General features: G+C 73.3%; 29 protein-coding genes. 9 read left to right on the forward strand and 20 right to left on the reverse strand.

Annotation, left to right across the window (positions count from 1 at the left end; translation table 11 throughout):
* Positions 1–29: 29 nt before the first annotated feature.
* From trpC to ACWDXC_RS23460, 7 genes are all read right to left on the reverse strand, one after another.
* Positions 30–869, reverse strand: coding sequence for an indole-3-glycerol phosphate synthase TrpC (gene trpC / locus ACWDXC_RS23430; protein ID WP_449985314.1), 840 nt, complete (start codon positions 867–869; stop codon positions 30–32).
* Positions 870–990: 121 nt separating this feature from the next.
* Positions 991–1,422: a DUF2752 domain-containing protein gene (locus ACWDXC_RS23435; RefSeq protein ID WP_449985316.1), complete on the reverse strand. Its 432-nt coding sequence runs from the start codon at positions 1,420–1,422 to the stop codon at positions 991–993.
* 2 nt (positions 1,423–1,424) lie between these two features.
* The gene (locus ACWDXC_RS23440) at positions 1,425–2,000 is read right to left on the reverse strand and encodes a CD225/dispanin family protein (RefSeq protein ID WP_449985319.1); all 576 of its coding nucleotides are present in this window, start codon (positions 1,998–2,000) and stop codon (positions 1,425–1,427) included.
* Positions 2,001–2,156: 156 nt separating this feature from the next.
* A complete protein-coding gene (locus ACWDXC_RS23445; RefSeq protein WP_449985321.1) occupies positions 2,157–2,744 on the reverse strand; it encodes a DUF4190 domain-containing protein in 588 nt (195 codons plus the stop codon).
* A 62-nt stretch (positions 2,745–2,806) separates the two neighbouring features.
* Positions 2,807–3,394: a Trp biosynthesis-associated membrane protein gene (locus tag ACWDXC_RS23450; RefSeq protein ID WP_449985323.1), complete on the reverse strand. Its 588-nt coding sequence runs from the start codon at positions 3,392–3,394 to the stop codon at positions 2,807–2,809.
* A 305-nt stretch (positions 3,395–3,699) separates the two neighbouring features.
* On the reverse strand, positions 3,700–4,056 hold the full coding sequence (hisI, locus tag ACWDXC_RS23455; protein ID WP_364172202.1) for a phosphoribosyl-AMP cyclohydrolase: 357 nt from the start codon (positions 4,054–4,056) through the stop codon (positions 3,700–3,702).
* A gap of 41 nt (positions 4,057–4,097) precedes the next feature.
* Positions 4,098–4,433 (reverse strand): STAS domain-containing protein, encoded by a 336-nt coding sequence (locus tag ACWDXC_RS23460; protein ID WP_219502415.1) that lies wholly within the window; start codon positions 4,431–4,433, stop codon positions 4,098–4,100.
* 150 nt (positions 4,434–4,583) lie between these two features.
* Here ACWDXC_RS23460 and ACWDXC_RS23465 point away from each other — a divergent pair, with 150 nt between their 5' ends.
* Both ACWDXC_RS23465 and ACWDXC_RS23470 read left to right on the forward strand, forming a co-directional pair.
* Complete coding sequence (locus tag ACWDXC_RS23465) at positions 4,584–5,414, forward strand: MEDS domain-containing protein (RefSeq protein WP_449985326.1); 831 nt, start codon at positions 4,584–4,586, stop codon at positions 5,412–5,414.
* On the forward strand, positions 5,407–5,793 hold the full coding sequence (locus ACWDXC_RS23470) for an ATP-binding protein (RefSeq protein WP_449985327.1): 387 nt from the start codon (positions 5,407–5,409) through the stop codon (positions 5,791–5,793). The genes ACWDXC_RS23465 and ACWDXC_RS23470 overlap by 8 nt, the downstream gene beginning before the upstream one ends.
* A 9-nt stretch (positions 5,794–5,802) precedes the next feature.
* Here the strand turns inward: ACWDXC_RS23470 and ACWDXC_RS23475 are convergent, their stop codons facing one another.
* Together ACWDXC_RS23475 and ACWDXC_RS23480 are read right to left on the reverse strand one after the other, a co-directional pair.
* Positions 5,803–7,614 (reverse strand): ABC transporter ATP-binding protein, encoded by a 1,812-nt coding sequence (locus ACWDXC_RS23475; RefSeq protein WP_449985329.1) that lies wholly within the window; start codon positions 7,612–7,614, stop codon positions 5,803–5,805.
* Positions 7,611–9,419, reverse strand: a complete 1,809-nt coding sequence (locus tag ACWDXC_RS23480) for an ABC transporter ATP-binding protein (protein ID WP_449985814.1) — start codon at positions 9,417–9,419, stop codon at positions 7,611–7,613. The genes ACWDXC_RS23475 and ACWDXC_RS23480 overlap by 4 nt, the downstream gene beginning before the upstream one ends.
* 117 nt (positions 9,420–9,536) lie before the next feature.
* On the opposite strand from ACWDXC_RS23480, the gene ACWDXC_RS23485 reads away from it, so the two are divergent.
* The gene (locus tag ACWDXC_RS23485; RefSeq protein WP_364172208.1) at positions 9,537–10,178 is read left to right on the forward strand and encodes a TIGR03085 family metal-binding protein; all 642 of its coding nucleotides are present in this window, start codon (positions 9,537–9,539) and stop codon (positions 10,176–10,178) included.
* Between the two features lie 11 nt (positions 10,179–10,189).
* Here ACWDXC_RS23485 and ACWDXC_RS23490 read toward each other — a convergent pair whose 3' ends face one another.
* Positions 10,190–10,822 (reverse strand): MerR family transcriptional regulator, encoded by a 633-nt coding sequence (locus tag ACWDXC_RS23490; RefSeq protein WP_449985816.1) that lies wholly within the window; start codon positions 10,820–10,822, stop codon positions 10,190–10,192.
* Positions 10,823–11,080: 258 nt separating this feature from the next.
* Here ACWDXC_RS23490 and ACWDXC_RS23495 point away from each other — a divergent pair, with 258 nt between their 5' ends.
* The gene (locus ACWDXC_RS23495; protein WP_197094029.1) at positions 11,081–11,242 is read left to right on the forward strand and encodes a hypothetical protein; all 162 of its coding nucleotides are present in this window, start codon (positions 11,081–11,083) and stop codon (positions 11,240–11,242) included.
* A 62-nt stretch (positions 11,243–11,304) separates the two neighbouring features.
* Positions 11,305–12,690, forward strand: a complete 1,386-nt coding sequence (locus ACWDXC_RS23500; protein WP_449985333.1) for a glutamine synthetase family protein — start codon at positions 11,305–11,307, stop codon at positions 12,688–12,690.
* On the opposite strand, the gene hisF is transcribed toward ACWDXC_RS23500, so the two are convergent.
* From hisF to hisD, 9 genes are read right to left on the reverse strand one after another with little or no spacing between them, the layout of a single operon-like run.
* On the reverse strand, positions 12,687–13,448 hold the full coding sequence (gene hisF, locus ACWDXC_RS23505; RefSeq protein ID WP_449985335.1) for an imidazole glycerol phosphate synthase subunit HisF: 762 nt from the start codon (positions 13,446–13,448) through the stop codon (positions 12,687–12,689). The genes ACWDXC_RS23500 and hisF overlap by 4 nt on opposite strands.
* Positions 13,445–13,840: a Rid family hydrolase gene (locus ACWDXC_RS23510; RefSeq protein ID WP_449985337.1), complete on the reverse strand. Its 396-nt coding sequence runs from the start codon at positions 13,838–13,840 to the stop codon at positions 13,445–13,447. Before ACWDXC_RS23510 ends, hisF begins: the two co-directional genes overlap by 4 nt.
* Before the next feature lie 29 nt (positions 13,841–13,869).
* Complete coding sequence (priA, locus tag ACWDXC_RS23515; RefSeq protein ID WP_449985340.1) at positions 13,870–14,592, reverse strand: bifunctional 1-(5-phosphoribosyl)-5-((5-phosphoribosylamino)methylideneamino)imidazole-4-carboxamide isomerase/phosphoribosylanthranilate isomerase PriA; 723 nt, start codon at positions 14,590–14,592, stop codon at positions 13,870–13,872.
* Positions 14,592–14,921 carry a hypothetical protein gene (locus ACWDXC_RS23520; protein ID WP_219502390.1) on the reverse strand — a complete coding sequence of 110 codons (330 nt, stop codon included), beginning with the start codon at positions 14,919–14,921 and terminating at the stop codon, positions 14,592–14,594. Before ACWDXC_RS23520 ends, priA begins: the two co-directional genes overlap by 1 nt.
* The gene (gene hisH / locus ACWDXC_RS23525) at positions 14,914–15,549 is read right to left on the reverse strand and encodes an imidazole glycerol phosphate synthase subunit HisH (RefSeq protein WP_449985343.1); all 636 of its coding nucleotides are present in this window, start codon (positions 15,547–15,549) and stop codon (positions 14,914–14,916) included. The genes ACWDXC_RS23520 and hisH overlap by 8 nt, the downstream gene beginning before the upstream one ends.
* Positions 15,543–15,698: a hypothetical protein gene (locus ACWDXC_RS23530; RefSeq protein ID WP_219502385.1), complete on the reverse strand. Its 156-nt coding sequence runs from the start codon at positions 15,696–15,698 to the stop codon at positions 15,543–15,545. Before ACWDXC_RS23530 ends, hisH begins: the two co-directional genes overlap by 7 nt.
* Positions 15,695–16,288, reverse strand: coding sequence for an imidazoleglycerol-phosphate dehydratase HisB (hisB, locus tag ACWDXC_RS23535; protein ID WP_219502383.1), 594 nt, complete (start codon positions 16,286–16,288; stop codon positions 15,695–15,697). Before hisB ends, ACWDXC_RS23530 begins: the two co-directional genes overlap by 4 nt.
* A complete protein-coding gene (locus ACWDXC_RS23540) occupies positions 16,285–17,355 on the reverse strand; it encodes a histidinol-phosphate transaminase (RefSeq protein ID WP_449985346.1) in 1,071 nt (356 codons plus the stop codon). The genes hisB and ACWDXC_RS23540 overlap by 4 nt, the downstream gene beginning before the upstream one ends.
* Positions 17,352–18,659 (reverse strand): histidinol dehydrogenase, encoded by a 1,308-nt coding sequence (hisD, locus tag ACWDXC_RS23545; protein ID WP_449985349.1) that lies wholly within the window; start codon positions 18,657–18,659, stop codon positions 17,352–17,354. Before hisD ends, ACWDXC_RS23540 begins: the two co-directional genes overlap by 4 nt.
* 381 nt (positions 18,660–19,040) lie before the next feature.
* Between hisD and ACWDXC_RS23550 the strand changes: the two genes are divergently transcribed.
* Positions 19,041–19,235 carry a hypothetical protein gene (locus ACWDXC_RS23550; protein ID WP_219502377.1) on the forward strand — a complete coding sequence of 65 codons (195 nt, stop codon included), beginning with the start codon at positions 19,041–19,043 and terminating at the stop codon, positions 19,233–19,235.
* A gap of 58 nt (positions 19,236–19,293) precedes the next feature.
* Entirely contained in the window at positions 19,294–20,295 is a 1,002-nt protein-coding gene (gene ligD / locus ACWDXC_RS23555) for a non-homologous end-joining DNA ligase (protein ID WP_357592660.1), read from the forward strand.
* A gap of 18 nt (positions 20,296–20,313) precedes the next feature.
* Here ligD and ACWDXC_RS23560 read toward each other — a convergent pair whose 3' ends face one another.
* Positions 20,314–21,471: an MFS transporter gene (locus tag ACWDXC_RS23560; RefSeq protein ID WP_449985353.1), complete on the reverse strand. Its 1,158-nt coding sequence runs from the start codon at positions 21,469–21,471 to the stop codon at positions 20,314–20,316.
* 58 nt (positions 21,472–21,529) lie between these two features.
* Here ACWDXC_RS23560 and ACWDXC_RS23565 point away from each other — a divergent pair, with 58 nt between their 5' ends.
* Together ACWDXC_RS23565 and ybaK are read left to right on the forward strand one after the other, a co-directional pair.
* Positions 21,530–22,348, forward strand: a complete 819-nt coding sequence (locus ACWDXC_RS23565) for an AraC family transcriptional regulator (RefSeq protein WP_449985355.1) — start codon at positions 21,530–21,532, stop codon at positions 22,346–22,348.
* 20 nt (positions 22,349–22,368) lie between these two features.
* Positions 22,369–22,863 carry a Cys-tRNA(Pro) deacylase gene (gene ybaK / locus ACWDXC_RS23570; protein WP_449985357.1) on the forward strand — a complete coding sequence of 165 codons (495 nt, stop codon included), beginning with the start codon at positions 22,369–22,371 and terminating at the stop codon, positions 22,861–22,863.
* The last annotated feature ends 71 nt before the right edge of the window (positions 22,864–22,934 follow it).

The following is a 22,934-nucleotide window of genomic DNA, read 5'->3' on the forward strand; positions in this document are numbered from 1 at the left end:
CGTGAGGATGGAGCCTTCGTTTGCCACTGCTATCCCTCTGCTCCGTGGTCGGGGCGGGTCGCGGGGTGGGCGCCGGCGGTCACCAGCGCCTCCACGGCCCTGCGCGGATCCTTGCCGGTGACCAGGCTCTCCCCCACCAGCACGGCGTCGGCGCCCGACCTGGCGTAGGCGAGCAGGTCGTGCGGACCCCGCACTCCCGACTCAGCGATCTTGATCACATTATCGGGGATCTTCGGCGCCAGCTTCGCGAAGACATCCCGGTCGACCTCGAGTGTCTTCAGATTGCGGGCGTTGACCCCGATGACGCGGGCGCCGGCCGCGACCGCGCGCTCGAGCTCCTCCTCGGTGTGCACCTCGACGAGCGGCGTGAGCCCGATGGACTCGGCGCGCTCGATCAGCGACACCAGCGCGGGCTGCTCCAGGCAGACGACCATCAGCAGAGCCAGGTCGGCGCCGTGCGCCCGCGCCTCCCACAGCTGGTAGGAGGTGAGGATGAAGTCCTTGCGCAGGATGGGGATGTCGACGCGGGCCCGCACGGCGGCCAGGTCGTCCAGGCTGCCGCCGAACTTGCGCCGCTCAGTGAGCACGCTGATCACGTGCGCGCCGCCGGCCTCGTAGTCGGCCGCGAGCGCGGCCGGGTCGGCGATGGCGGCGAGCGCGCCCTTGGACGGGCTGGAGCGCTTCACCTCGGCGATCACCGAGACGCGGTCGCCGCCGAGCGCGGCGAGCGCGTCACGCGACGCGGGGGCCCGCTCGGCCCGCTGCTTGAGCTCGTCAAGCGGCACGGCCTGCTGACGTGTGGCGAGGTCGGCGCGCACCCCGTCGAGGATGTCGTCGAGGACACTCGGTCCTTCGGTCCGCTCACTCACGCGCTTGGGGTCCCTCCGGTCGGCAGTGGGGGTGGAGGCCGGGAGTTCGCTTCGCGTCCGCTCCCTGCCTTGTCTTGCGATGGTATCGGCCCGGCGGGCCCACATCGTCACAGGGCTCGCCTTACGGCGCCAGGAACGCCCCGAACGGAAGGTTGCGGACCACCCAGTAGACCAGCACGACCGCCAGGAACGCCCACAGCCAGGCGGGATGCGCCAGCGTGGTGCGTCTCGGCCTGCCCTGCCAGGAGCGCACCAGCCAGCGCCCCCACCAGAACAGCAGGAACGGCACCATGGCCAGCGCGAGCGGGTTGAGCCCCGCCGCCGCCACCGGGTCGAGGTGCGCCAGCGCGTGGATCGTGCGCAGCGTCCCGCATCCCGGGCAGTACAGGCCGGTCGCCCACAGGAACGGGCAGGTCGGATAGTGCCCCGGTTCGTTGGGGTCGATCAGGCCCACGACGCCGAACACGGCTCCCGCCGCGGCCGCCACGCCGAGCGGCGCAAGCACCGACCTGAGCCGGTCGGCGCCGCGCCGCTCGATGTTCGCGTCAGGCATGGTCATCCGTAGTAGCTGCTGCTGGTGCTGGCAACGAGGACGACGAAGAACAGGACGTACGCCACCACGATGAGCACCTCGGCGATGAGGCCGAAGATCAGCGCGCGCTTCCACCACGTCTTGGCCTCCTCGGAGGCCTCCACCGCACCCTGGTAGTCGCCGGCCGCCCACTTCTGGTTGACCTGCGACGACTTGACGATCGAGACGATGCCGAGCGGGAGGCAGCAGAAGATGGTGGTCAGGATGGCCGCCACCAGGTGGTTGTCCGGCGGCGTCTGCGGCGCGCCGTAGCCGCCCGCGCCGTAGCCGCCACCGCTCGGGGGCTGCTGGCCGTAACCGCCGTAGCCGCCGCTGGGCGGCTGCTGGCCATAGCCACCGCCGCTCGGCGGCTGCTGGCCGTAACCGCCACCGCTCGGCGGCTGCTGGCCATAGCCACCGCCGCTCGGGGGCTGCTGGCCATAGCCGCCGCCGCTCGGGGGCTGCTGGCCATAGCCGCCGCCGCTCGGCGGCTGCTGACCGTAGCCGCCGCCCGGGGGCTGGGCGCCGTAACCGCCTTCGCCCTGATTTCCGTAACTCATCCTTAGAACTCCTCATGTCGTCATGTTCGCGGCGACTTGCGCGCGGCAGCCTAGCGACAAACCATCGGCGACATGCAACAACGTTCACCTTGCGGACAACTTGTAATCTGCCTGCATTCGTCGCGTTACCGCAAGTTATTCCAGGTCAGGCGGTCGTCAACTGGTGTAGGTGGCGGTCGAGGCGATCCCGAGGAACGCCAGCCAGATCCCGCCGAAGAAGATCCACAGGATCAGCCACAGCACGATCGTGATGTAGGAGGTGATCAGGCCGGCCACCGCCATGCCCTGACCCTGCTCCCCGGTGCGCTTGATGCGCGCCATCGCGATGTGGCCGACGATGGCGCCCGGGATGCTCGTAAGGCCGCAGAAGAGCAGGCCCACGATGCCGAGCACCAGCGACGTGACCGCCATCCCGTTCGTCGGCCGCGGCGCGTACGGCGGCGGGTAGCCCGGGCCGGGCGGCGGCTGCTGGCCGTAGCCGTACGGGCCGCTCGGGGGCTGCTGACCATAGCTGTACGGGCCGCCGCTGGGCGGCTGCTGACCGTATCCGCCGCTGTAGGGCTGCTGGCCGTACCCGCCCCCGCTCGGCGGCTGCTGACCGTAGCCCCCGCTCGGCGGCTGCTGGCCATAACCGCCGCCGCTGGGCGGCTGCTGGCCGTATCCGCCCCCGGTGGGGGGCTGCTGACCGTAACCACCGCCGGGCGGCTGAGCTCCGTAGCCGCTGCCCTGGTCCCCGTAGCTCATCCGTCCGACTCCTCGTGTGGTCGCCCCGCGGCGACGAATCCGACCATCAAACGAACGCAAACCTAGCGCGATTCGGTCGGATCGTCTCCACGGTCGAGCGCATCCCACAGAGCTCTGTCGCCGTCGGCAGCACGGGGCGCGCGGGCCGGGTCGCGCTCGTAGCGGGCGGACATCCCGGCCCACCGGCCGCCGCGCACCACGACGGCCAGCCCGCCGGCGAGCACCAGCGCGGCGCCCAGCCCGCACAGCACCGGCCACACCACCACGTCGTCCCACGTCAGCCCGGCCGTCCCGGCGAGCACGTTGCGCTCCCGCAGCCAGTCCACCACCCCGTCGGCGCCCGTGGCCGCCCACGTCGCGGCGCCGGCGGCCAGCCCGCACAGCGCCAGCAGCGCGCCCATCAGGCGGCGGCCCGCTCCCTTCGTGGCCAGCACGGCCACCACGCCGGCCAGCCCGGCCAGCGCGAGCGGCGTCAACGCCGGCCCCAGGTCGCCGCCGGTCGGCGCCACGAGCTCCGCCGCCGCCCCGGCCTCCCGCACTCCTGCGGCCCACGGGCGGCTGGCGGCCAGCAGCACCAGCAGGCACCCGCCCGCCGCCACGGCCAGCCACACCCACCGCTCCCGCCCGGCCCGCCCGGCGCCATCGCCCACAGGGGACCCCGCCGACGCGTCCGGTCCTTCAGGGGACGGCGAGCCCGTAGAAGCGGACCCCGCCCCCGGCTGGTCCCGCTCCGGCGCCGACGGCTCCCGTACGGTGCCACCCGCCGCGGGGGACGCGGCCCGTACGGCGTCACCCGCCGCAGGGGACCCCGCCGACGCGCCCGGTCCCTCAGGGGACGCGGCCCGTACGGCGTCACCGGCCGCAGGGGACCCCGCCGGCGCGCCCGGTCCCTCAGGGGGCGGCGAGACCGTGGGGGCGGAGGGGCGGTCCGGGGTGGGGTGGTCGGGGGCGGGCATCAGGTCGCCTGGGGCTCGGCGACGGGGAGGGGGGCGGCGTCGAAGCAGGTGCGGTCGCCCGTGTGGCAGGCGGCGCCGACCTGGTCGACCTGGAGCAGCACGGTGTCGCCGTCGCAGTCGAGGGCGGCGGACCTGACGTGCTGGACGTGGCCGGAGGTGTCGCCCTTGACCCAGTAGGCGGCGCGGCTGCGGGACCAGTAGGTGGCCCTGCCGGTGGTCAGGGTGCGGTGCAGCGCCTCGTCGTCCATCCAGGCGAGCATGAGCACCTCGCCGGTGTCGTACTGCTGGACGATCGCGGGCACCAGCCCGTCGCCGTTGCGCTTGAGCCGCGCGGCGATGGTGGGGTCAAGGGACATGCCCTCATTCAACCAGGCGTCCGGCGCGGTCCCGGCGGCGGTCAGGCGAGGGCCTGCGACAGCGTGTCGTAGATGGGGAACAGCGGCGCCAGGTTGGTGCGGCGCAGCCGGCGCAGCACCTGGCCGTCGGGGGCGACGAGCGCCATGGTGCCGTCGCGGTCGCGCAGGCTGGCGAGCTGGCGCACGAGGACGCCGAGCCCGGTGGTGTCGATGAAGGTGAGCTTGCTGAGGTCGACGACGAGGCGCGGCCCGTGGGTCCGGACGGCCTGGTCGAGGCATTCGCGCACCTCGGTCACGTTGTCGGCGTCGACCTCTCCGGCGAGGCTGACGACCACCATCTCGCCGTGCCGCCGACGGGTCATCTGCAGAATGTCCAACGCCATGCTCCTCACGCCCCGCCGTAAGGCGGCCCGCGACGAAGGTACACCTTACAGCGCGTCGTCACCGTGCGTTTTACACAGAACGCGGTACGTGATGACGCTCCGGAGAGTAGTTTCGGGGCGACCTACGGCAGGGGGTGCGCCATCGTGTCACCGGGCTCCGTTCTCGATCCCGAGCTGGGCGATCATGTGTGCCTGCCGTTGCGCGGTGAGGGCGAGCGGCGGGCGGCGGCCCGGCTGTTCACGCTCAACGGGCTGCGCCGCCGGGCGAAGGTGCTGCTGATCACGCACGCCGACTCGCCGGGGCTGACGCGGGAGTGGCTGGGGCCGCTGGTGCCGGGGTTCGCGGCGGCGGAGTCGTCGGGGCGGATCGAGATCCTGGACGGGGCGGGCACGCACTTCACCGACGGGCGGCTCGATCCGGGCAAGGCGCTGGGCGGGCTGGCGGCGGCGGTGGAGCTGGCGGGCAAGCAGGGCTGCCGGGGGCTCTACGCGCTGGTGGACGCGTCGTGGGGGGCCTGCGACCAGCCGGGGCAGGTGGCGCTGGAGTCGGCGGCCAACGCGCTGTTCGGTCGGCATCGGATGGCTCTGGTGTGCCAGTACGACCGGCGGGTGTTCACGCGGGAGGCGGTGGAGCGGGCGGCGTCGGCGCATCCGATCACGCCGGGGCAGGCGGCGCTGCGTTATGCGGCGCCGGGCGGGGCAGGGGCGCTGCGGCTGTGGGGCGACGTCGATCTGACGAACCGGCAGGCGTTCGCGTCGGTGCTGGAGCCGTTGCGGGAGGAGCCGGGTGAGGTGGTGATCGACGCGGCGGGGCTGGCGTTCGCCGACGCGGGCTCGGCGCAGCTTCTGGTGGCGATGGCGGTGCGCAGGCCGCCGGGGCGGACGGTGGTGGTGTGCGGGGCGCGGCTGGCCCGGCTGCTGCAGCTCATCAAGGGGGACGCGGTCGTCACCGTCCGCCGGGTCGGCGATGTGTAGACAGGTGCTGTGCGCCTCGTTCGCCCGGGGGCGCATCACGGCGCTGCGCCGCACGCTGGCCGAGCGGGTGTCGGGTGAGGGGCTGGGCGGGCGCCGCCTGGAGGACTTCGTGGTGGCGGTCAACGAGGTGATCACGAACGCGGTGCTGCACGGCGGGGGCGGCGGGACGGTGCGCGTGTGGTGGCAGCACGGGCGGCTGTGGTGCGAGGTGGCCGACGAGGGGCCGGGCATGGGCGGCTGGAGCAGCGCCCTGCCGCCGCCGTCGGGGTTCGAGGCGGGCGGCAGGGGGCTGTGGCTGGTGCGGCTGCTGTGCGAGCACGTGACGATCGTGTCGGGGCCGGTCGGCACGACGGTGACCTTCAGCGTCGCGCGGGGGTGAGCGCGCGGGTCAGGAGCGGGCGGCCGACACCCAGGAGGCGTGCAGGTCGGCGTAGACGCCGGGTTCGGTCACGAGCTCGGCGTGCGGGCCGCGCTGGACGAGCCGGCCGCCGTCGAACACGAACACCTCGTCGGCGTTCTCGGCCGTCGACAGCCGGTGCGCGATCGACACGGCGGTGCGTCCGCGCGTGACGCCTTCGAGGGCGCGGGCGAGCCGCACCTCGGTGGCGGGGTCGACGGCGGAGGTGGCCTCGTCGAGCAGCAGCAGGTCGGGGTCGGCCAGGTAGGCGCGGGCCAGCGCGACGAGCTGCCGCTCCCCCGCCGACAGCGACTCGCCGCGCTGCCCGACGGGCGTGTCGAGGCCGGCGGGCAGGCCGTCGAGCCAGTCGGCCAGGCCCAGCTCCGTCAGCGCGAGCAGGATCTCCTCACGGGTGGCGTCCGGCTTGCCGTACCGGATGTTGTCCTCCAGCGTGCCGTCGAACAGGAACCCGTCCTGCGGGACCATCACGATCCGCTCGCGCAGCGAGGAGAAGCGGATGTCGCGCAGGTCGTGGCCGTCGACGGTGACGCGCCCGCCGACGGGGTCCATGAGCCGGGTGAGGAGCTTGGCGAACGTGGTCTTGCCGGAGCCGGTCTCGCCGACGACGGCGACGCGCGAGCGCGGCGGGATCTCCACCGACAGCTCGCGCAGCACGGGCGGGCCGCCGGGGTAGGCGAAGTGGACGTCCTCGAAGGCGACGGAGATGGGTCCGCGCGGCAGCTCGACGCCGTTCTCGCCGGGGTCGGCGACGTCGGCGGGGGTGTCGATGACGCCGAGGATGCGCCGCCAGCCGGCGACGGCGTTCTGCGCCTCGTTGAGCACCTCGGTGGCGGTCTGCATGGGTGAGACGAACAGCGTGATGAGGAACAGGAACGCGATCAGCCGCCCCTGTGTGATGTCGCCGGACAGGCCGAGCCGGACGCCGAGCAGCACGATGCCGGCGATGGCCAGGGCGGCGACGATCTCGGTCAGCGGGAAGACGAATCCGACGATGGTCTGCGCCTTGACCTGGGCGGCGCGGTTGGCGTTCACGGCCTTGTCGATGCGCTCGGCGGTGCGCCGCTCGGTGGCGTACGCCCGGATGACGGCAGCGCCGACGACGGACTCGCTGACGGCGGCGAGCATGTCGCCGGTGCGCTCGCGGACGGTGGTGTACGCGCGCGACAGCCAGCGCTGGAAGCGCGGCAGGGCGATCATCAGCGGGACGAAGCACAGCCACACGAGCAGGGTGAGCTGCCAGGAGTAGACGAGCATGAGCACGCTGGCGACCAGGAGCTGGCCGAGCGCGACGATGATCATCAGCCCGCCCCACTGCATGAACGTGCTGATCTGGTCGATGTCGTTGGTGACGCGGGAGACGAGCGCGCCGCGCCGCTCGGTGTTCTGGGTGAGCACCGACAGGTCGTGGACGTGGCGGAAGCCGCGCACCCGCAGCGTCGCCAGCGACGCCTCGGTGGCCTTGTAGAGGCGGACGTTCATGATGTACGCGGCCAGCGCGGTCAGCAGCACGGCGGCGGCGCACAGGGCGACGGTCCGGTAGATGTAGGGCAGGTCGGGGACGCCGTCCTTGAGCCCGGTGTCGATCGTCTGCTGGACGGCGATCGGCACGATGATCTTGCCGATGGTGGCGACGACGGCGAGGGCGAGCGTGACCGCCAGCCCCTGGCGGAACTCGGGGGTGAGCGAGAGCCCCCGGCGGATGGTCGCCCAGGCCGAGCTGTCGGCGTTCGCGCCGATGCCCTGGCGCACGGACTCAGCGGACTCGGCGGTCTCGGCGGTCACGCGCTGACCCCTTCCTCTTCGGCGTCGGTGCCGAGTCGAGTGCCGGCGTCGAGGTCGAGGGCGGCCCGTTCGGCCTCCTCGCGCTCGTAGGCCGTCACCAGGTTGCGGTAGCCCTCGCACCGCTTGATCAGTTCGTCGTGGGTGCCGCGGTCGGCGACGCGGCCGTGCTCCAGGAAGACGACCTCGTCGGCGAGGGCGATGGTGGCCATCCGGTAGGCGACGACCACGACGGTCGAGGCCTGTGCCCGGTCCCGGAGCCCGTACAGGATCTTGGCCTCGACCTGCGGGTCCACGCTGGAGGTGGCGTCGTCGAGGATGAGCAGGCGGGGGCGGCGGACGACGGCGCGGGCCAGCGCGAGGCGCTGGCGCTGGCCTCCGGACAGGGAGGCGCCGCGCTCGCCGACGCGGGTGTCGAGCCCGTCGCCGAGGCGGGTGACGAAGCCGTCGGCCTGGGCGACGCGCAGCGCGCCCCACACCTCGTCGTCGTCGAGGGGCAGGTCGAGCGCGATGTTGCCGCGTACGGAGTCGTCGAACAGGAACGTCTGCTGCGGCACCAGCGCGACCGACTCGGCGAGCTTGCCGTACGCGAGGTCGCGCAGGTCGACGCCGTCGAGCGCGACGCGGCCCGAGTCGGGGTCGACGAGGCGGACGAGCAGCTGGACGAGCGTGGACTTGCCGGAGCCGGTGGGGCCGACGAGCGCGACGGTACGCCCGGCGGGCACGTCGAAGGTGACGTCGTGCAGCACCTCGGCGTCGCCGTAGGAGTAGGAGACGCCGGAGACGGCCAGGGCGGCGGGCTCGTCGCGGTCGGCGGCGGCCTGGCCGTAGTCCATCGAGCCCTCGGCGTCGAGCACGGCCTGGACGCGGGTCCAGCCGACGACGCTGCGCGGCAGCTCGGCCAGCACCCAGCCGAGCGCCCGGATCGGGAACGACAGCAGCGTGAACAGGTAGGCGACCTGGACGAGCTGGCCGGCCTCGATGGAGCCGGTGGACAGCCGCAGCGCGCCGACGGCCAGGACGGCGAGCACGCCGAGCGTGGGCAGCGCCTCCAGCAGCGGGTCGAACAGGCCGCGCACCTTGCCGACGGCGATGTTGGCGTCGCGCAGCTCGTGGGCGCGGCGGCGGAAGCGGTCGGTCTCCAGGTCCTCGCGGCCGAGCGTCTTGACGACGAGGGCGCCGTCGAAGCTCTCGTGCGCGATCTCGCTGACCTCGGCGCGCAGTTGCTGGGCCCGGGTGGCGAGCGGGCTGAGCCTGCGCTGGTAGACGAGGTTGAGCACGGCGATGGCCGGGAAGATGAGGAAGCCGACCAGGGCGAGCATGAGGTCGGTGAGCAGCATGCCGACGGCCGCGGTGAGCAGCATGACGACGACGCCGACGGCCATCGGCAGCGGCGCGAGCGGCGCCCAGGCGGCCTCGGCGTCGGCGCTGGCGTTGGACAGCAGCTGGCCGGTGGGGTGGCGGTGGTGCCAGGCGAGCGGCAGCCGCAGATACTGCTTGGTGACGTCGCGGCGGGAGCGGGCCTGCATCCGGTACTGGATGACGCCGGCCAGGATGCGCCGCCCGGCCACGCCGATGGACTTGAGCAGGGCGGTGCCGAGGATGAGCAGGACGCCGGTCCACATCGCGCCCGCCGCGGTCTCGCCGGCGGTGAACGCGGGCATCACGACGTGCTCGGTGGCCCACCCGAGTGCCCAGGCCGAGGCGACGGTCATGCCGCCGTAGAGCGCGCTCGCCACGACCGCGGCGGCGAACATCGCCTTCTCCGTACGAATGGCCACCCCAAGGACACGCAGCCCTTGACGCATGACGGCCGAGGTGACCTTGTTCGCCACTCCTGAAGCTTCCCTTCACTGCCCGCTATAGCTACGTAAGTCAGTATCACGTCTGATCATCCCGTTATTCCCCTGGCGTAAGGTTGGCATGTGACTCATGCTCGTGACGAACGCGCGGCGCTCTGCGATCTGTTCGACCGGCTCGGCCCCGGCGCCCCGACGCTCTGCGCGGGTTGGGACTCCTACGACCTGGCCGCCCACCTGGTGTTGCGCGAGCGCAGGCTCGACGCGCTGCCCGGCATCGCGATCCGGGCGCTGTCGGGCCGCACGGCCTCGGTGCAGCAGTCGCTGAAGGACCGCCACCCCTTCCCCGAGCTGGTCGCCCTCGTCCGCAGGCCCGGCGGCGTCTACGGGCTGGTGCCCTTCCTCGACTCGGCCGTCAACACGCTGGAGTACTTCGTCCACCACGAGGACGTGCGCCGCGCCCAGCCCTCCTGGGAGCCGCGCGAGCTGCCCGCGGACTTCGACGACCACATCTGGAAGCGGCTGTCGGCCATGGCCAAGCTGATGCTGCGCCGCGCCCCCGTGGGCGTGGTGCTGCACCGGCGCGGCTCCGGCGGGGCGCGCTCGGTGCTGCTCGGCGGCGCGGGCGAGGGCCCCAAGGTCGAGGTGACGGGCGACGCGGGCGAGCTGCTGCTGTTCTGCTTCGGCCGCCAGGCGCACGCCAGGGTCGACCTGACCGGCGACCCCGGCGCCGTCGAGCGGCTGCGCAGCGCCCGCCTGGGCGTCTAGCTCCCGTACGTCTAGCTCTCGTACGTGGCCTCCGCCAGGCGGGCCTGGGCGAGCCTGCGCAGGGCGGCGATGAGCGTGTCGCCGAGCAGGGTGCCGAGCGCCACGACCTCGACCGCCCGCTCCCGGTCGGTCACGTCCCCCAGGATGCGCACGTCGGCCGAGGCCGCCGCCTCGGCCGCCTCGGCGTAGTCGTCCAGTCCGTCGAGCACGTCGTCGAGCCCCAGCTCCAGGAGGCTCGCCAGGACGCCGGTGAGCGTGGCCGCCGACGGATGATCCGCCAGGCGGTCCCAGCCCTTCCTGGCCAGCAGGGCGGCCACCCGGTCCCGCGCCCGCTCCGCCGCGGCGCCGGAGCCCGGGGCGGGGCCGGGTTCCTCGGGCGCGGCCACGGCGGGCTGCGCCTCGGCCAGCAGCTCGCCCGCGCTCACGCCCGGGTCGTCCAGGTGGCGCACCAGCCCGGCGATCGCGGCGATGCTCAGCCCGCCGTAATCGGCCAGCGCCCGCACCAGCTTCAGCCGCCGCACGTGCGCGGGCCCGTACTCGGCCTGGTTGCGGGCCAGCGGCCGGCCGGGCGGCAGCAGCCCCTCCCTCAGGTAGTACTTGATCGTCGGCACCGGCACCCCGGTGGCGGCGCTCAGACCGGCCATGCGCACGCTCGCGGCTCCCTTCTCGCGGATTGCGGAAAGTCTAGCCATTGGAGAGTGCCGCTATCCATCCAGGGTCTGTCGCTCCCGTCACATCACCGAACCACCGGCCCGTATGGCGCCCCCGCCACGCCCGCAGGCCGTACGATGACACAGGAAACAAGCCCCCCGGTTAGGATCATGAACATCTTCACAGAAGATGCCTAGTGACCGCCCAGATCCGGGTATATACGGCTGGGAATGGACTGCAGGAGGCCCCCCATGCAGGTCAAGAAGGTGATCACGTACGTGGCCGTCGCGTTCGTGATCTTCTACCTGTTCACCCGGCCGGCCGAAGCCGCCGCCGCGGTCAACGGTGTGTTCGATGGGATCGTCCAAGGAGCCAATCAACTGGCTGTCTTCTTCAGCAGTGTTTTGACCTGAAGCGCGGTCCTGTCTGCGTCAATTGGCTTCCCCGCGCTGCCAAGTCGTGTTACGCAGACAGGATGAGAGATCGCCCAGCCGTTGCCAAGCCCGTCCAGCCTGACCCCGCGGTCAGGCGGATCCTCGAGCGCACCGAGCTCGAGGGCGTCGAGCTGATCCGGTTCCTGTACGCCGACCACGGCGGCGTCATCCGGGGCAAGGCCGCCTCGCGGTCGCGCCTCGCGGAACGGCTCAACACGGGCATCGGGCACACGGTGGCCATGATGGCGATGAACATGCTCGACCAGTTGCAGGAGGTCGAGCACCTGGGTCCGGTGGGCGAGGTCCGCATCGTCCCCGACCCGTCGACGTACGTCCCGCTCCCCCACGCGCCGGGGGCCGCGGCCATGCTGTCGGATCTGCGCCTTCCCGACGGCTCGCCCTGGGCGGCCTGCCCGCGCACCTTCCTCAAGGACGCGATCGCGCTGCTCGCCGGCGAGGGCTACACGCTGCTGGCCGCATTCGAGCCGGAGTTCACGCTGGGGCGGCGGCTGCCCGACCCGTCCGGCGGGCCCGACCGGCTGGTGCCGCTCGACGACTCGCTGTGCTACGCCGGTCACGGCTTCGACACCGCCCACGACTACACGATCAAGCTGATCCGCGCCCTGGAGACGCAGGGGCTGCGGGTCGAGCACTACCATCCGGAGCTCGGCCCCGGCCAGCAGGAGCTGACCGTGCGGCACGCGCCCGCGCTGCGGGCCGCCGACAACCACGTCCTCTACCGCGAGACCGTGCGCGGCGTGGCGCTGCGCATGTCCATGTGGGCGTCGCTGGCCCCCAAGCCGCTGGCCGACCAGGCGGGCAACGGCGCGCACCTGCACCTGTCCCTGTGGCGCGAATCCCGTAACCTCTTCGACGGTGACAGTGGCGGCGACGGTGACAGTGGCGGCGCCGTGCGTGACTGGTTCGTCGGCGGGCTGCTCGCCCACCTGCCCGCGCTGACCGCGCTCACCTGCGGCAGCGTCAACAGCTTCCGCCGCCTGGCGCCGCGCATGTGGGCCAGCGCCTACGCCGTGCACGGCCCCGACAACCGCGAGGCCGCCGTACGGATCTGCTCCCCGCTCGGCGAGAGCGGCGAGCCCAACCTGGAGCTGAAGCCCTCCGACTCCTCGGCCAACCCCTACCTGGCCCTCGGCGCCGTCATCCACGCCGGGCTCGACGGCGTCCGCCGCAGGCTCGACCCGGGCGAGGCCGTGGACGTCGACCCCGACACCCGGCCCGGCCGCTACCCGCGGCTGCCGTCGTCGCTGACCGAGGCCCTCGACGCGCTGGAGGCCGACCCGGTGCTCATGGAGGCGCTCGGGCCGCTGCGCGCCTCCGCCTACCTGGCCGTCAAACGGTCCGAGGCGGCGGCGTTCGCCGCCCGCGACGCCTCCTACGAGCTGTTCCAGCACATGCGGGTGTTCTAGCGGACCGGGTGGCCCGCCGTCCGCAGCGTCTCCTTCACCTCGGCGATCTTCAGCGTGCCGAAGTGGAAGACGCTGGCCGCCAGCACCGCGTCGGCGCCCGCGGCGACGGCGGGCGGGAAGTCCTCCAGCCGCCCCGCGCCGCCGCTGGCGATCACCGGCACCCGCACGGCGGCCCGCACCGCGCGCAGCATCTCCAGGTCGTAGCCGTCGAGCGTGCCGTCGCCGTCCATGGAGTTGAGCAGGATCTCGCCCACGCCCAGCTCCTCGCCCCGGGCGGCCCACTCCACCGCGTCGATGCCGGTGCCGCGCCGGCCGCCGTGGGTGGTCACCTCGAAGCCGCTCGCCGTGCCCGGCGCCCGCCGCGCGTCGACCGACAGCACCACGCACTGCGCGCCGAAGCGCCGCGACGCCTCGGTCAGCAGCTCCGGCCTGGCGATCGCGGCGGTGTTGAGCGACACCTTGTCGGCCCCGGCCCGCAGCAGCCGGTTGACGTCGTCGACCGAACGCACCCCGCCGCCGACGGTCAGCGGGATGAACACCTGCTCGGCGGTGCGGCGCACCACGTCGAGCATGGTCCCGCGCTCGCCCGACGAGGCGGTGATGTCGAGGAAGGTGAGCTCGTCGGCGCCCTCCTCGTCATAGCGCCTGGCCAGCTCGACCGGGTCGCCCGCGTCACGCAGGTTGGCGAAGTTGACGCCCTTGACGACCCTGCCGGCGTCGACGTCCAGGCAGGGGATCACCCTCACGGCTACGGTCATGCTCGGTGTGCCTCTATCTCGATCTCGACAAGCATCCGCGGGTCCACCAGCCCGGCCACCCGCACCCCGGTGCAGGCGGGCCGCACGTCGCCGAACGACTCGGCGATGGCCTGGCCGGCCAGGTCGAAGTGACGGTGCTCGACCACGTAGTAGCGGACCATGACGACGTCCTGGCGGGCCAGCCCGCCCATCTCCACGGCCTCCAGCGCGATCTGGATCGCGGTGCGGCTCTGCCGGTAGGCGTCGCCGACGTGACGGACCTCGCCGTCGACGGTGGAGGTGCAGCCCGAGACGATGACCCGGTTGCCCACGACCACCGCGCGCGCGTAACCGTACTTCTCCTCCCAGACGCCTCCGGAGAACACCCGCATGCCGGTGCTTTCCATGCTCATGGTGCCCATCACGCCCCCTCCCGGCGTCACTACTCGCCCACCGCGGCCAGCGCGCTTTCCAGCGTGAACGCCCGGGCGTACAGGGCCCTGCCCACGATGGCACCTTCCACGCCGACGGGAACGAGAGAAGACAGTGCCACCAGATCGTCGAGGGACGAGACTCCGCCGCTGGCCACGACGGGCCTGTCGGTGCGCGAGCACACCTCCCGCAGCAGGTCGAGGTTGGGGCCGCGCAGGGTGCCGTCCTTGGTGACGTCGGTGACCACGTAGCGCTGGCAGCCGTCGGCCTCCAGCCGCTCCAGCACCTCCCACAGGTCACCGGCGTCCTCGGTCCAGCCCCGGGCGGCGAGCGTGGTGCCGCGCACGTCCAGGCCGACCGCGATCTTGTCACCGTGCTCGGCGATGATCCGGCGGCACCACTCGGGGTTCTCCAGCGCGGCCGTGCCGATGTTGACGCGGCGGCAGCCGGTCGCCAGCGCGGCGGCGAGCGAGGCGTCGTCGCGGATGCCGCCGGACAGCTCCACGTTCACGTCCAGCCGGCCGATCAGGTCGGTGATCAGCTCACGGTTGGAGCCGCGGCCGAACGCGGCGTCGAGGTCGACCAGGTGGATCCACTCGGCGCCCGCCTCCTGCCAGGCCAGCGCGGCGGCCAGCGGCTCGCCGTAGCCGGTCTCGGTGCCGGCCTCACCCTGGACGAGGCGTACGGCCTGGCCGTCGGCCACGTCCACGGCGGGGAGCAAAACGAGCGACATCAGGTCCTCCGGTCGAAAGCGAGGGTCACGAGCACGGGAAAGAGCAGCAGTGAGAAGACGAGGACGCCGAAGCTCAGCAACGGCGAGCCCCACAGCAGCCAGGCGAGCGCCTGGACGAGCAGGAAAGCGAGCGCGACGACCGCGTTCTGCGCGCGGTGGCGGCGGGCGAGCAGGCCGCCCTGGCGGGCCACCCGCACCGGGCGTGGGACGAGCCGGGTCAGGCGGGCGCGGCGGCGCGCCCGGCGGGCCTGGCGCTCCTCGTTGATCCGCATGGCCCGGGCCCGTTCGGCCTCACGCTCGGCGCGGCGGCGCGCCCGCTCCTTACTCAAGGGTGCCGAGCCAGTTGGCCAGCAGCGCGGCCCCGGCGTCGCCGGACTTCTCCGGGTGGAACTGGGTGGCCATGAGCGGGCCGTTCTCCACGGCGGCGACGAACGGCACGCCGTGCTCGGCCCAGGTCACCACCGGCTCGGCGAACCCGTCGCCGGGTCGCAGCTCCCACTCGCGCACGCCGTAGGAGTGCACGAAGTAGAAGCGGGTGGCGGCGTCGAGGCCGGCGAACAGCACGCTGCCCTGGGGGGCCTTGACGGTGTTCCAGCCCATGTGGGGCAGCACCGGCGCCTCCAGGCGCTCGACCGCGCCGGGCCACTCGCCGCAGCCCTCGGTCTCCACGCCGTGCTCGACGCCGCGGGCGAACAGGATCTGCATGCCGACGCAGATGCCGAGCACGGGCCGGCCGCCGGCCAGCCGCCTGCCGATGATCTGCTCGCCGCGCACGCCCTTGAGCCCGGCCATGCAGGCGGCGAACGCGCCGACGCCGGGCACGACGAGGCCGTCGGCCTCCAGCGCGGCGTCGAAGTCGGCGGTGACCGTGACGTCGGCGCCGGCCCTGGCCAGCGCGCGCTCGGCCGAGCGCAGGTTGCCCGATCCGTAGTCGAGCACGACGACGCGGCTCACCACCACATCACCCCCGCGGTGATCGCCATGGCGGCGCCGACGCCGCAGATCGCGGCGCCGATCTTGAGCCCCTGCTTGTACAGCGAGACCACGCCGCCGACCAGGAACATGCCGAGGAACACCATGACGACGGCGATCACGTTGCCGGTCACAGCACGCCCTTGGTGCTGGGCACGCCGGTGGCGCGCGGGTCGCGCTCGGAGGCGGCCCGCAGGGCCCTGGCCAGCGCCTTGAACTGGGCCTCGACGATGTGGTGCGCGTTGCGCCCGTAGGGGACGCGCACGTGCAGGCAGATCGCCGCCTGGGCGACGAACGACTCCAGGATGTGGCGGGTCATCGTCGTGTCGTAGTCGGGCCCGATCATCGGCGCCATGCCCTCGGGCTCGGAGTGCACCAGGTAGGGGCGGCCGGACAGGTCGACGGTGACCTCGGCGAGCGACTCGTCGAGCGGGCACGACGCATTGCCGAACCGCCTGATGCCCGACTTGTCGCCCAGCGCCTCGCGGAACGCCGCCCCCAGGGCCAGCGCGGTGTCCTCGATCGTGTGGTGGGAGTCGATGTGCAGGTCGCCCTCGGTCTTGACCGTCAGGTCGAACAGCCCGTGCTTGCCCAGCTGGGCCAGCATGTGGTCGTAGAAGCCGACCCCGGTCGACACGTCCACCGTGCCGGTGCCGTCGAGACCCACCTCGACCAGGACCGACGTCTCCTTCGTCGTACGCTCGACGCGGCCTACGCGACTCACAGGACTCCCTCCAGGGCGGCACGGAAGGCCGCCATCTCCTCGCCGGTGCCGATCGACACCCGAAGCCATTGTGGCGGGCCCACCTCACGGATGAGCACGCCCCGGGCCAGCAGCCCCTCCCACACCGCGCGCCGGTCGGGGAAGCGCCCGAACAGCACGAAGTTGGCGTCGGAGTCGGCGACCGCCAGCCCCTTGGACCGCAGCCACGCCACCGTGTCGTCACGCTCGCGGCGCAGCGCGTCGACGGTGCCGAGCAGCTCGGCCCGGTGCCGCAGCGCCACCCGCGCCGCCGTCTGCGTGAGCGCCGACAGATGGTACGGCAGCCGCACCAGCAGCAGCGCCTCCACCACGGCCGGGTGGGCGGCCAGGTAGCCGAGCCGGGTGCCCGCCATGGCGAACGCCTTGGACATCGTCCGGGTGACGATCAGCCGGGGGTGACGCGGCAGCAGCGTGAGCGCCGACGGCGTGCCCTCGCGGGCGAACTCGGCGTAGGCCTCGTCGACCACCACCATGCCGGGGGCGGCCTCCAGGATGGCCTCGATCACCGCCAGCGGCTGCGCGGTGCCGGTCGGGTTGTTGGGCGAGGCCAGGAAGACGACGTCGGGCCGGTGCTCGCCGATCGCCGCGACGGCCTTGCCGGGGTCGAGCGAGAAGTCGTCCTCGCGCGCCGCCTTGATCCACTCGGTGTTGGTGCCGGTCGTGATGATCGGGTGCATCGAGTAGGACGGCTCGAAGCCGAGCGCGGTGCGGCCGTGGCCGCCGAACGCCTGGAGGATCTGCTGGATGATCTCGTTGGAGCCGTTGGCCGCCCACACCTGCTCGGTGGTCAGGCCGTGGCCCAGGTAGGCGGCCAGCCCGGCGCGGAGCTCGACGGCGTCGCGGTCGGGGTAGCGGTTGAGGTCGCCCGCCACCCGCCCGACCTCCTCGGCCAGGTCGGCGACCAGCTCGGGAGAGGGCGGGTAGGGGTTCTCGTTGGTGTTGAGCCGGACCGGGACGTCGATCTGCGGCGCGCCGTAGGGCGACTTGCCGCGCAGGTCGTCGCGGATGGGCAGGTCGGAGAGGTTCACGACGGCACCTGCCCGTCGAAGCGGGCGCGCACGGCGGCGCCGTGCGCGGGCAGGTCCTCGGCGTCGGCCAGCACCGACACGTGCGCGGCCGCGCCGGCCAGCGCCTCGCGGGTGTAGTCGACGACGTGGATGCCGCGCAGGAACGACTGCACCGACAGGCCGCTGGAGTGGCAGGCGCAGCCGCCGGTGGGCAGCACGTGGTTGGACCCGGCGAGGTAGTCGCCGAGCGAGACCGGCGACCAGGGGCCGACGAAGATCGCGCCGGCGTTGCGCACCCGGGCGGCCACCGCGGCGGCGTCGGCGGTGTGGATCTCCAGGTGCTCGGCGGCGTAGGCGTCGACGACCTTGAGCCCGTCGTCGAGGCTGTCGACGAGCACGATGCCCGACTGGCGGCCGGCCAGCGCCTCGGTGATGCGCTCGGAGTGGCGGGTGGCCGCCACCTGGCCGGGCAGCTCCTTCTCGACCGCGTCGGCGAGCTCGGGGCTGGTGGTGACCAGGACGGCGGCGGCGATCACGTCGTGCTCGGCCTGGCTGATCAGGTCGGCCGCCACGTGGACGGGGTCGGCCGTCTCGTCGGCCAGGATCGCGATCTCGGTCGGGCCGGCCTCGGAGTCGATGCCGATGCGGCCCTTGAGCAGCCGCTTGGCCGCGGCGACCCAGATGTTGCCGGGCCCGGTGACCATGGTGGCGGGCTCGCACTCCTCGGTGCCGTAGGCGAACATGGCCACGGCCTGGGCGCCGCCCGCCGAGTAGACCTCGTCGACGCCGAGCAGCGCGCACGCGGCCAGGATCGTCGGGTGCGGCAGGCCGCCGTGCTCCTTCTGGGCGGGGCTGGTGACGGCCAGCGAGGCCACCCCGGCCTCCTGCGCGGGCACGACGTTCATGACCACGCTCGACGGGTAGACGGCGCGTCCGCCGGGGACGTAGAGGCCGACCCGGTCGACGGGCACCCACCGCTCGGTGACGGTGCCGCCGGGCACGACCTCGGTGGTGACGTCGCCGCGCCGCTGGTCGCGGTGGACGAGCCTGGCCCGCCTGATCGACTCCTCCAGCGCCGCCCGGACCGCGGGGTCCAGCTCGTCCAGCGCGCGGGCGATGGCCTCGGCGGGGACGCGGGTGGTGGCGATCTCGACTCCGTCGAACCTGGCGGTCAGCTCCCGTACGGCTGCCGCCCCGCGATGGCGCACGTCCTCGCAGATGGGCCGCACCTTCTCCAGGGCGGCCTCGACGTCGAGCTCGGCGCGGGGCAGCACGTCGCGCAGGTTCGCCGGCAGGGAACCGCGCATGTCGATACGGGAAATCACCCTGACAGTCTACGGAGTCCGATCCCCGGATCCGGATCTGTCCACACTACGGACAGTCGCGTGGCGCGACGGGGACGGGACAGTGGCGGCACAGGGGCGGCACAGGGCTGGCACAGGGGTGCATGCGGTGGCCCGGTCGTGAGGTCGCGACGGGGGCACGCGACCTCACGACCGTTTCCGCCCTGGCCCGGGCCGAGCGCCAGTGCGGGGCGCCGTGGGCGGTGGATCCACGGCTGGGGTGAAGCTTGGGCCGGGTGCTGCCCGGCGGGGTCGCGGGCAAACACGTCCACGGTTTGGCCAGGGTTTTTCCCTGACCCGGACCACTTGAAACGTACTTTGACATTACTTGTCCTTTATGTTCCTTCCCGTACGCTTGCCCGCATGGGAATCTGGCGTGGGCCCGACGGCGTCGTCGTCGAGGCCATCGTGCTCGGCGACCGGCCGGTGCTCCGGGTCTCTCACCAGGTCGGCGGGCGCGCCTACCTCCAGGGCTACTGCTCGTCCGTCGACGAACTCGGCCGGCACGGCGTCGACCTGGCCCAGCTCGTCGAGGAGAAACCCGACCCCGTGGCTTGACCATCTGTAAACCCCCGGCGATCACTGGCGGCGCGCGCGCCGGGGTATGCCTGGGTGCATGGCGCCGCTGCCCACCTACGCGCCGATGCTCGCCCAGCTCGGTTCCCTGCCCACCACCGACGAGGACGACTGGGCCGTCGAGATGAAGTGGGACGGCGTCCGCGCCCTCGCCTACGTCGACGGCGGCGCCGTCCGGCTCATGTCGCGCAACGCCAAGGACATCACCGCCGCCTACCCCGAGCTCCAGCTCATGGCCGGGGCCACCGGCGGCCGGCCCGCCGTGGTCGACGGCGAGATCGTCGCCTTCGACGAGGCGGGCAGGCCCAGCTTCGGCGCCCTGCAGCCGCGCATGCACCAGCGCAACCCGCTGAGCGTCGCCGAGCTCGCCCGCACCGTCCCCGTCACCTTCCTGGCCTTCGACATCCTGCACCTCGGCGACGACCCCGCCATCGCCCTCCCCTACACCGCCCGGCGCGACCTGCTGGAGAGCACGCTCACGCCCGGCTTCCGCTGGCAGGTCCCGGTCTGGTTCCACGACCACGCCGAGGACGCCTTCGCCTCCTCCCGCCGTCTCGGCCTCGAAGGCGTCGTGTGCAAACGGCTCACCTCCCCCTACCGGCCCGGCCGGCGCACCGCCGAGTGGACCAAGGTCAAGAACGTCAGCGCCGTGGAGGTCGTCGTCGGCGGCTGGAAGCCCGGCGCCGGCCGCCGGGCCGGGACGATCGGGTCGCTGCTGCTCGGCTCCTACGACGACGGCGGCAGGCTGCTGTTCGTCGGCCACGTCGGCACCGGCTTCACCCAGGCCATGCTCCGCGACCTGCACCGCAGGCTCGCCCCGCTGGAACGTCCCGACCCGCCCTTCGACGAGCCCGTCCCGCGCGAGCACGCCCGCGACGCGCACTGGGTCAGCCCCGTCCTGGTCGGCGAGGTCCAGTACGCCGAGATGACCGGCGACAACCGGCTGCGCCACCCGTCCTGGCGCGGCCTGCGCCCCGACCGCGAGCCCCGCGAGGTCCGCGCGCCCGGCGGCGAGAGCCCGGGCGCGTCCGCGACAGGCTGACCGGTCAGCGCTGATCGGTCAGCGCTGATCGGCGGCAGGGGCGCCGGCAGGGGCGTCGGCCCGGACCGGCTCGGCCAGCGTGAGCGACAGCAGCCACGCCAGCACCGGGAACGCGATCAGGCAGCCCAGCGCCAGCCGCAGCGACGTCGCCTCCGCGAGCGCCCCCACCAGCGGGCTCGCCAGCCCGCCGACGCTCACCGCCAGCCCCAGCGTCACCCCGCTCGCCGTGCCCACCCGGCGCGGCAGGAAGTCCTGGCCCAGCGTCACGTGCAGGGAGAAGGGCGCGTACAGGGTGATCGACGCCGCCGCCACGAACACGTACGCGGCCGGTCCGGGCGCCAGCACCACGCCCGCCACCGCCGGGACGCTCAGCGCGTACGCCAGCCGCATCGCCCGCACCCGCCCCATCCGCGCCGCCAGCCTGCCGCCCAGCACCGTGCCCACCGCGCCGCCCGCGAACAGCACGAACAGCGCCACCGCGCCCGCCGCCCCGCCTCCCATGTACAGGGCCACGAACGCGCTCAGCCCCACGTACACCACCGACCGGAACACGATCACCAGCGTCAGCCGGGCGAACGACGGCCAGTCGTCACGCCCCCGCGCCGGCCCGGCCGCGCATCCCCGCTCCCCCGGCCCCGCCAGCGAGCGCATCACCACCAGCGTCAGCACCGCCCCGGCCACGCCCGGCACCACCAGGAACGGCGACGCCGCCAGCCCGCCCGCCGCCAGCAGCGGCGTCACCAGGATCGGCGCCGAGGCGAACCCCAGCGTGCCGCCCAGCGAGAACCAGCTCATCCGCACGTCGCTGCCCTCGCTGGCGATCCGCGCCAGCCGCGCCGACTCCGGGTGGTAAGCCGCCACCCCCAGCCCCGACAGCGCCACCGCCAGCCACGTCAGCGGGTACGACTCCGACACCCCGCTCAGCGCCACGCCGAGCCCGGCCGTCGTCATGCTGACCGGGATCAGCCACGGCATCCGCCACCGGTCCGTCAGCGCCCCGAACACCGGCTGCACGATCGACGACAGCAGCGTCGCCGCCAGCACCACCCCCGACGCGGCCACGTACCCGTAACCCCGCTCGGCCACCAGGAACGGCACCATCGCCGGAACCGCGCCCTGATACACGTCCACGCCCGCATGCCCCGCGGCCAGCACCGCGACCCTGTTCACCCGCACGCCCCCGATCGTGCCGCCGGGCGGTCGTGGCCCGCTTCCGATAAAATGCCAATCAGTCATGAAAATCCGCCATCTGTCGCGTGCGCCCACCGGCATCCGCCCGCTCGCCGCCGGCGCGGGCATCGACGCCCACCGGCACGACACCCACCAGATCGTGTACGCCCGCCACGGCGTCCTGTCGGTCACCACCGACGCCGGCACCTGGGTCGCCCCGGCCAACCGGGCGATCTGGATCCCGGCCGGGACCGTCCACGAGCATCGCGCCCACGGCAGCACGGACCTGCGGCTGATCGGGCTCACCGGCAACCCGCCCGGCCTGACGCGCCCCGCCGTGCTCGCGGTCGGGCCGCTGCTGCGCGAGCTGATCATCGCCTACACCGACCAGCCGGACGACGACGCCGCGACCGGGGACCCCGCGGACGGAGGCCCCGCGGACGGAGGCCCCGCGGACGGAGGCTTCACGGCAGGAGGCTTCACGGCGGGAGGGGAGCGGGCGAGGTTGCTGGCCGTGCTGGTCGATCAGCTCCGGCGGGCGCCCGAGCAGCCGTTCCACCTGCCGACCCCGCGTGACGCGCGGCTGGCGGCCGTGTGCGCGGCGCTGCACGCCGACCCGGCCGACAACCGGACGCTGGCCAGGCTCGCCGCCCACGCCGGCACCAGCGACCGGACGCTGGCCCGGCTGTTCCGGGCCGAGCTGGGCATGACGTTCCCGCAGTGGCGCACCCAGCTCCGGCTGCACCACGCGCTGCTGCTGCTCGCCGACGGGGTGAGCGTCACGACCGTGGCGCACCGGTGCGGATGGGCGTCGGCCAGCGCGTTCATCGACGCGTTCCGGCGGGCGCTCGGGTACACCCCGGGCCGCGCCTTTACAATGTAGATTCGCTACACTGGGTCTCCGTGAGCAAGAAGAGCAAGGGCGGCGGCACGCCGGCCACCGTGGCGCTCGACAAGGCCAAGGCGGAGTTCACCCTCCACCCCTACGAGCACGACGCCTCGGCGCAGGCCTACGGCGAGGAGGCGGCCGACGCGCTCGGCGTCCCCTACGAGCGGATCTTCAAGACGCTGGTCGCCGAGGTCGAGAGCGGCCTGGCCGTGGCCGTGGTGCCCGTGGCCGGCAAGCTCGACCTCAAGGCGCTGGCCGCCGCCACCGGCAGCAAGCGGGCCGCGATGGCCGACGCCGCCAAGGTCGAGCGCGTCACCGGCTACGTCGTCGGCGGCATCAGCCCGCTCGGGCAGCGCAAGCTCCTGCCCACCGTGGTCGACTCCTCGGCGCTGGAGTTCGACACCATCTACTTCTCGGCGGGCAAGCGCGGGCTGCAGATCGAGACCGCCCCCGCCAACCTGATCGCGCTGACCCGGGCGGTGACCGCGCCCATCGGAAAGACGGGCTGACCTCGTCGCAGCGCACAACACCTGAGCCGACTTTCGTCCGGACGCACCAAGCGGTCGCGGCGTTTCCGTAT

This window comes from Nonomuraea sp. NPDC003214, from assembly GCF_053590035.1.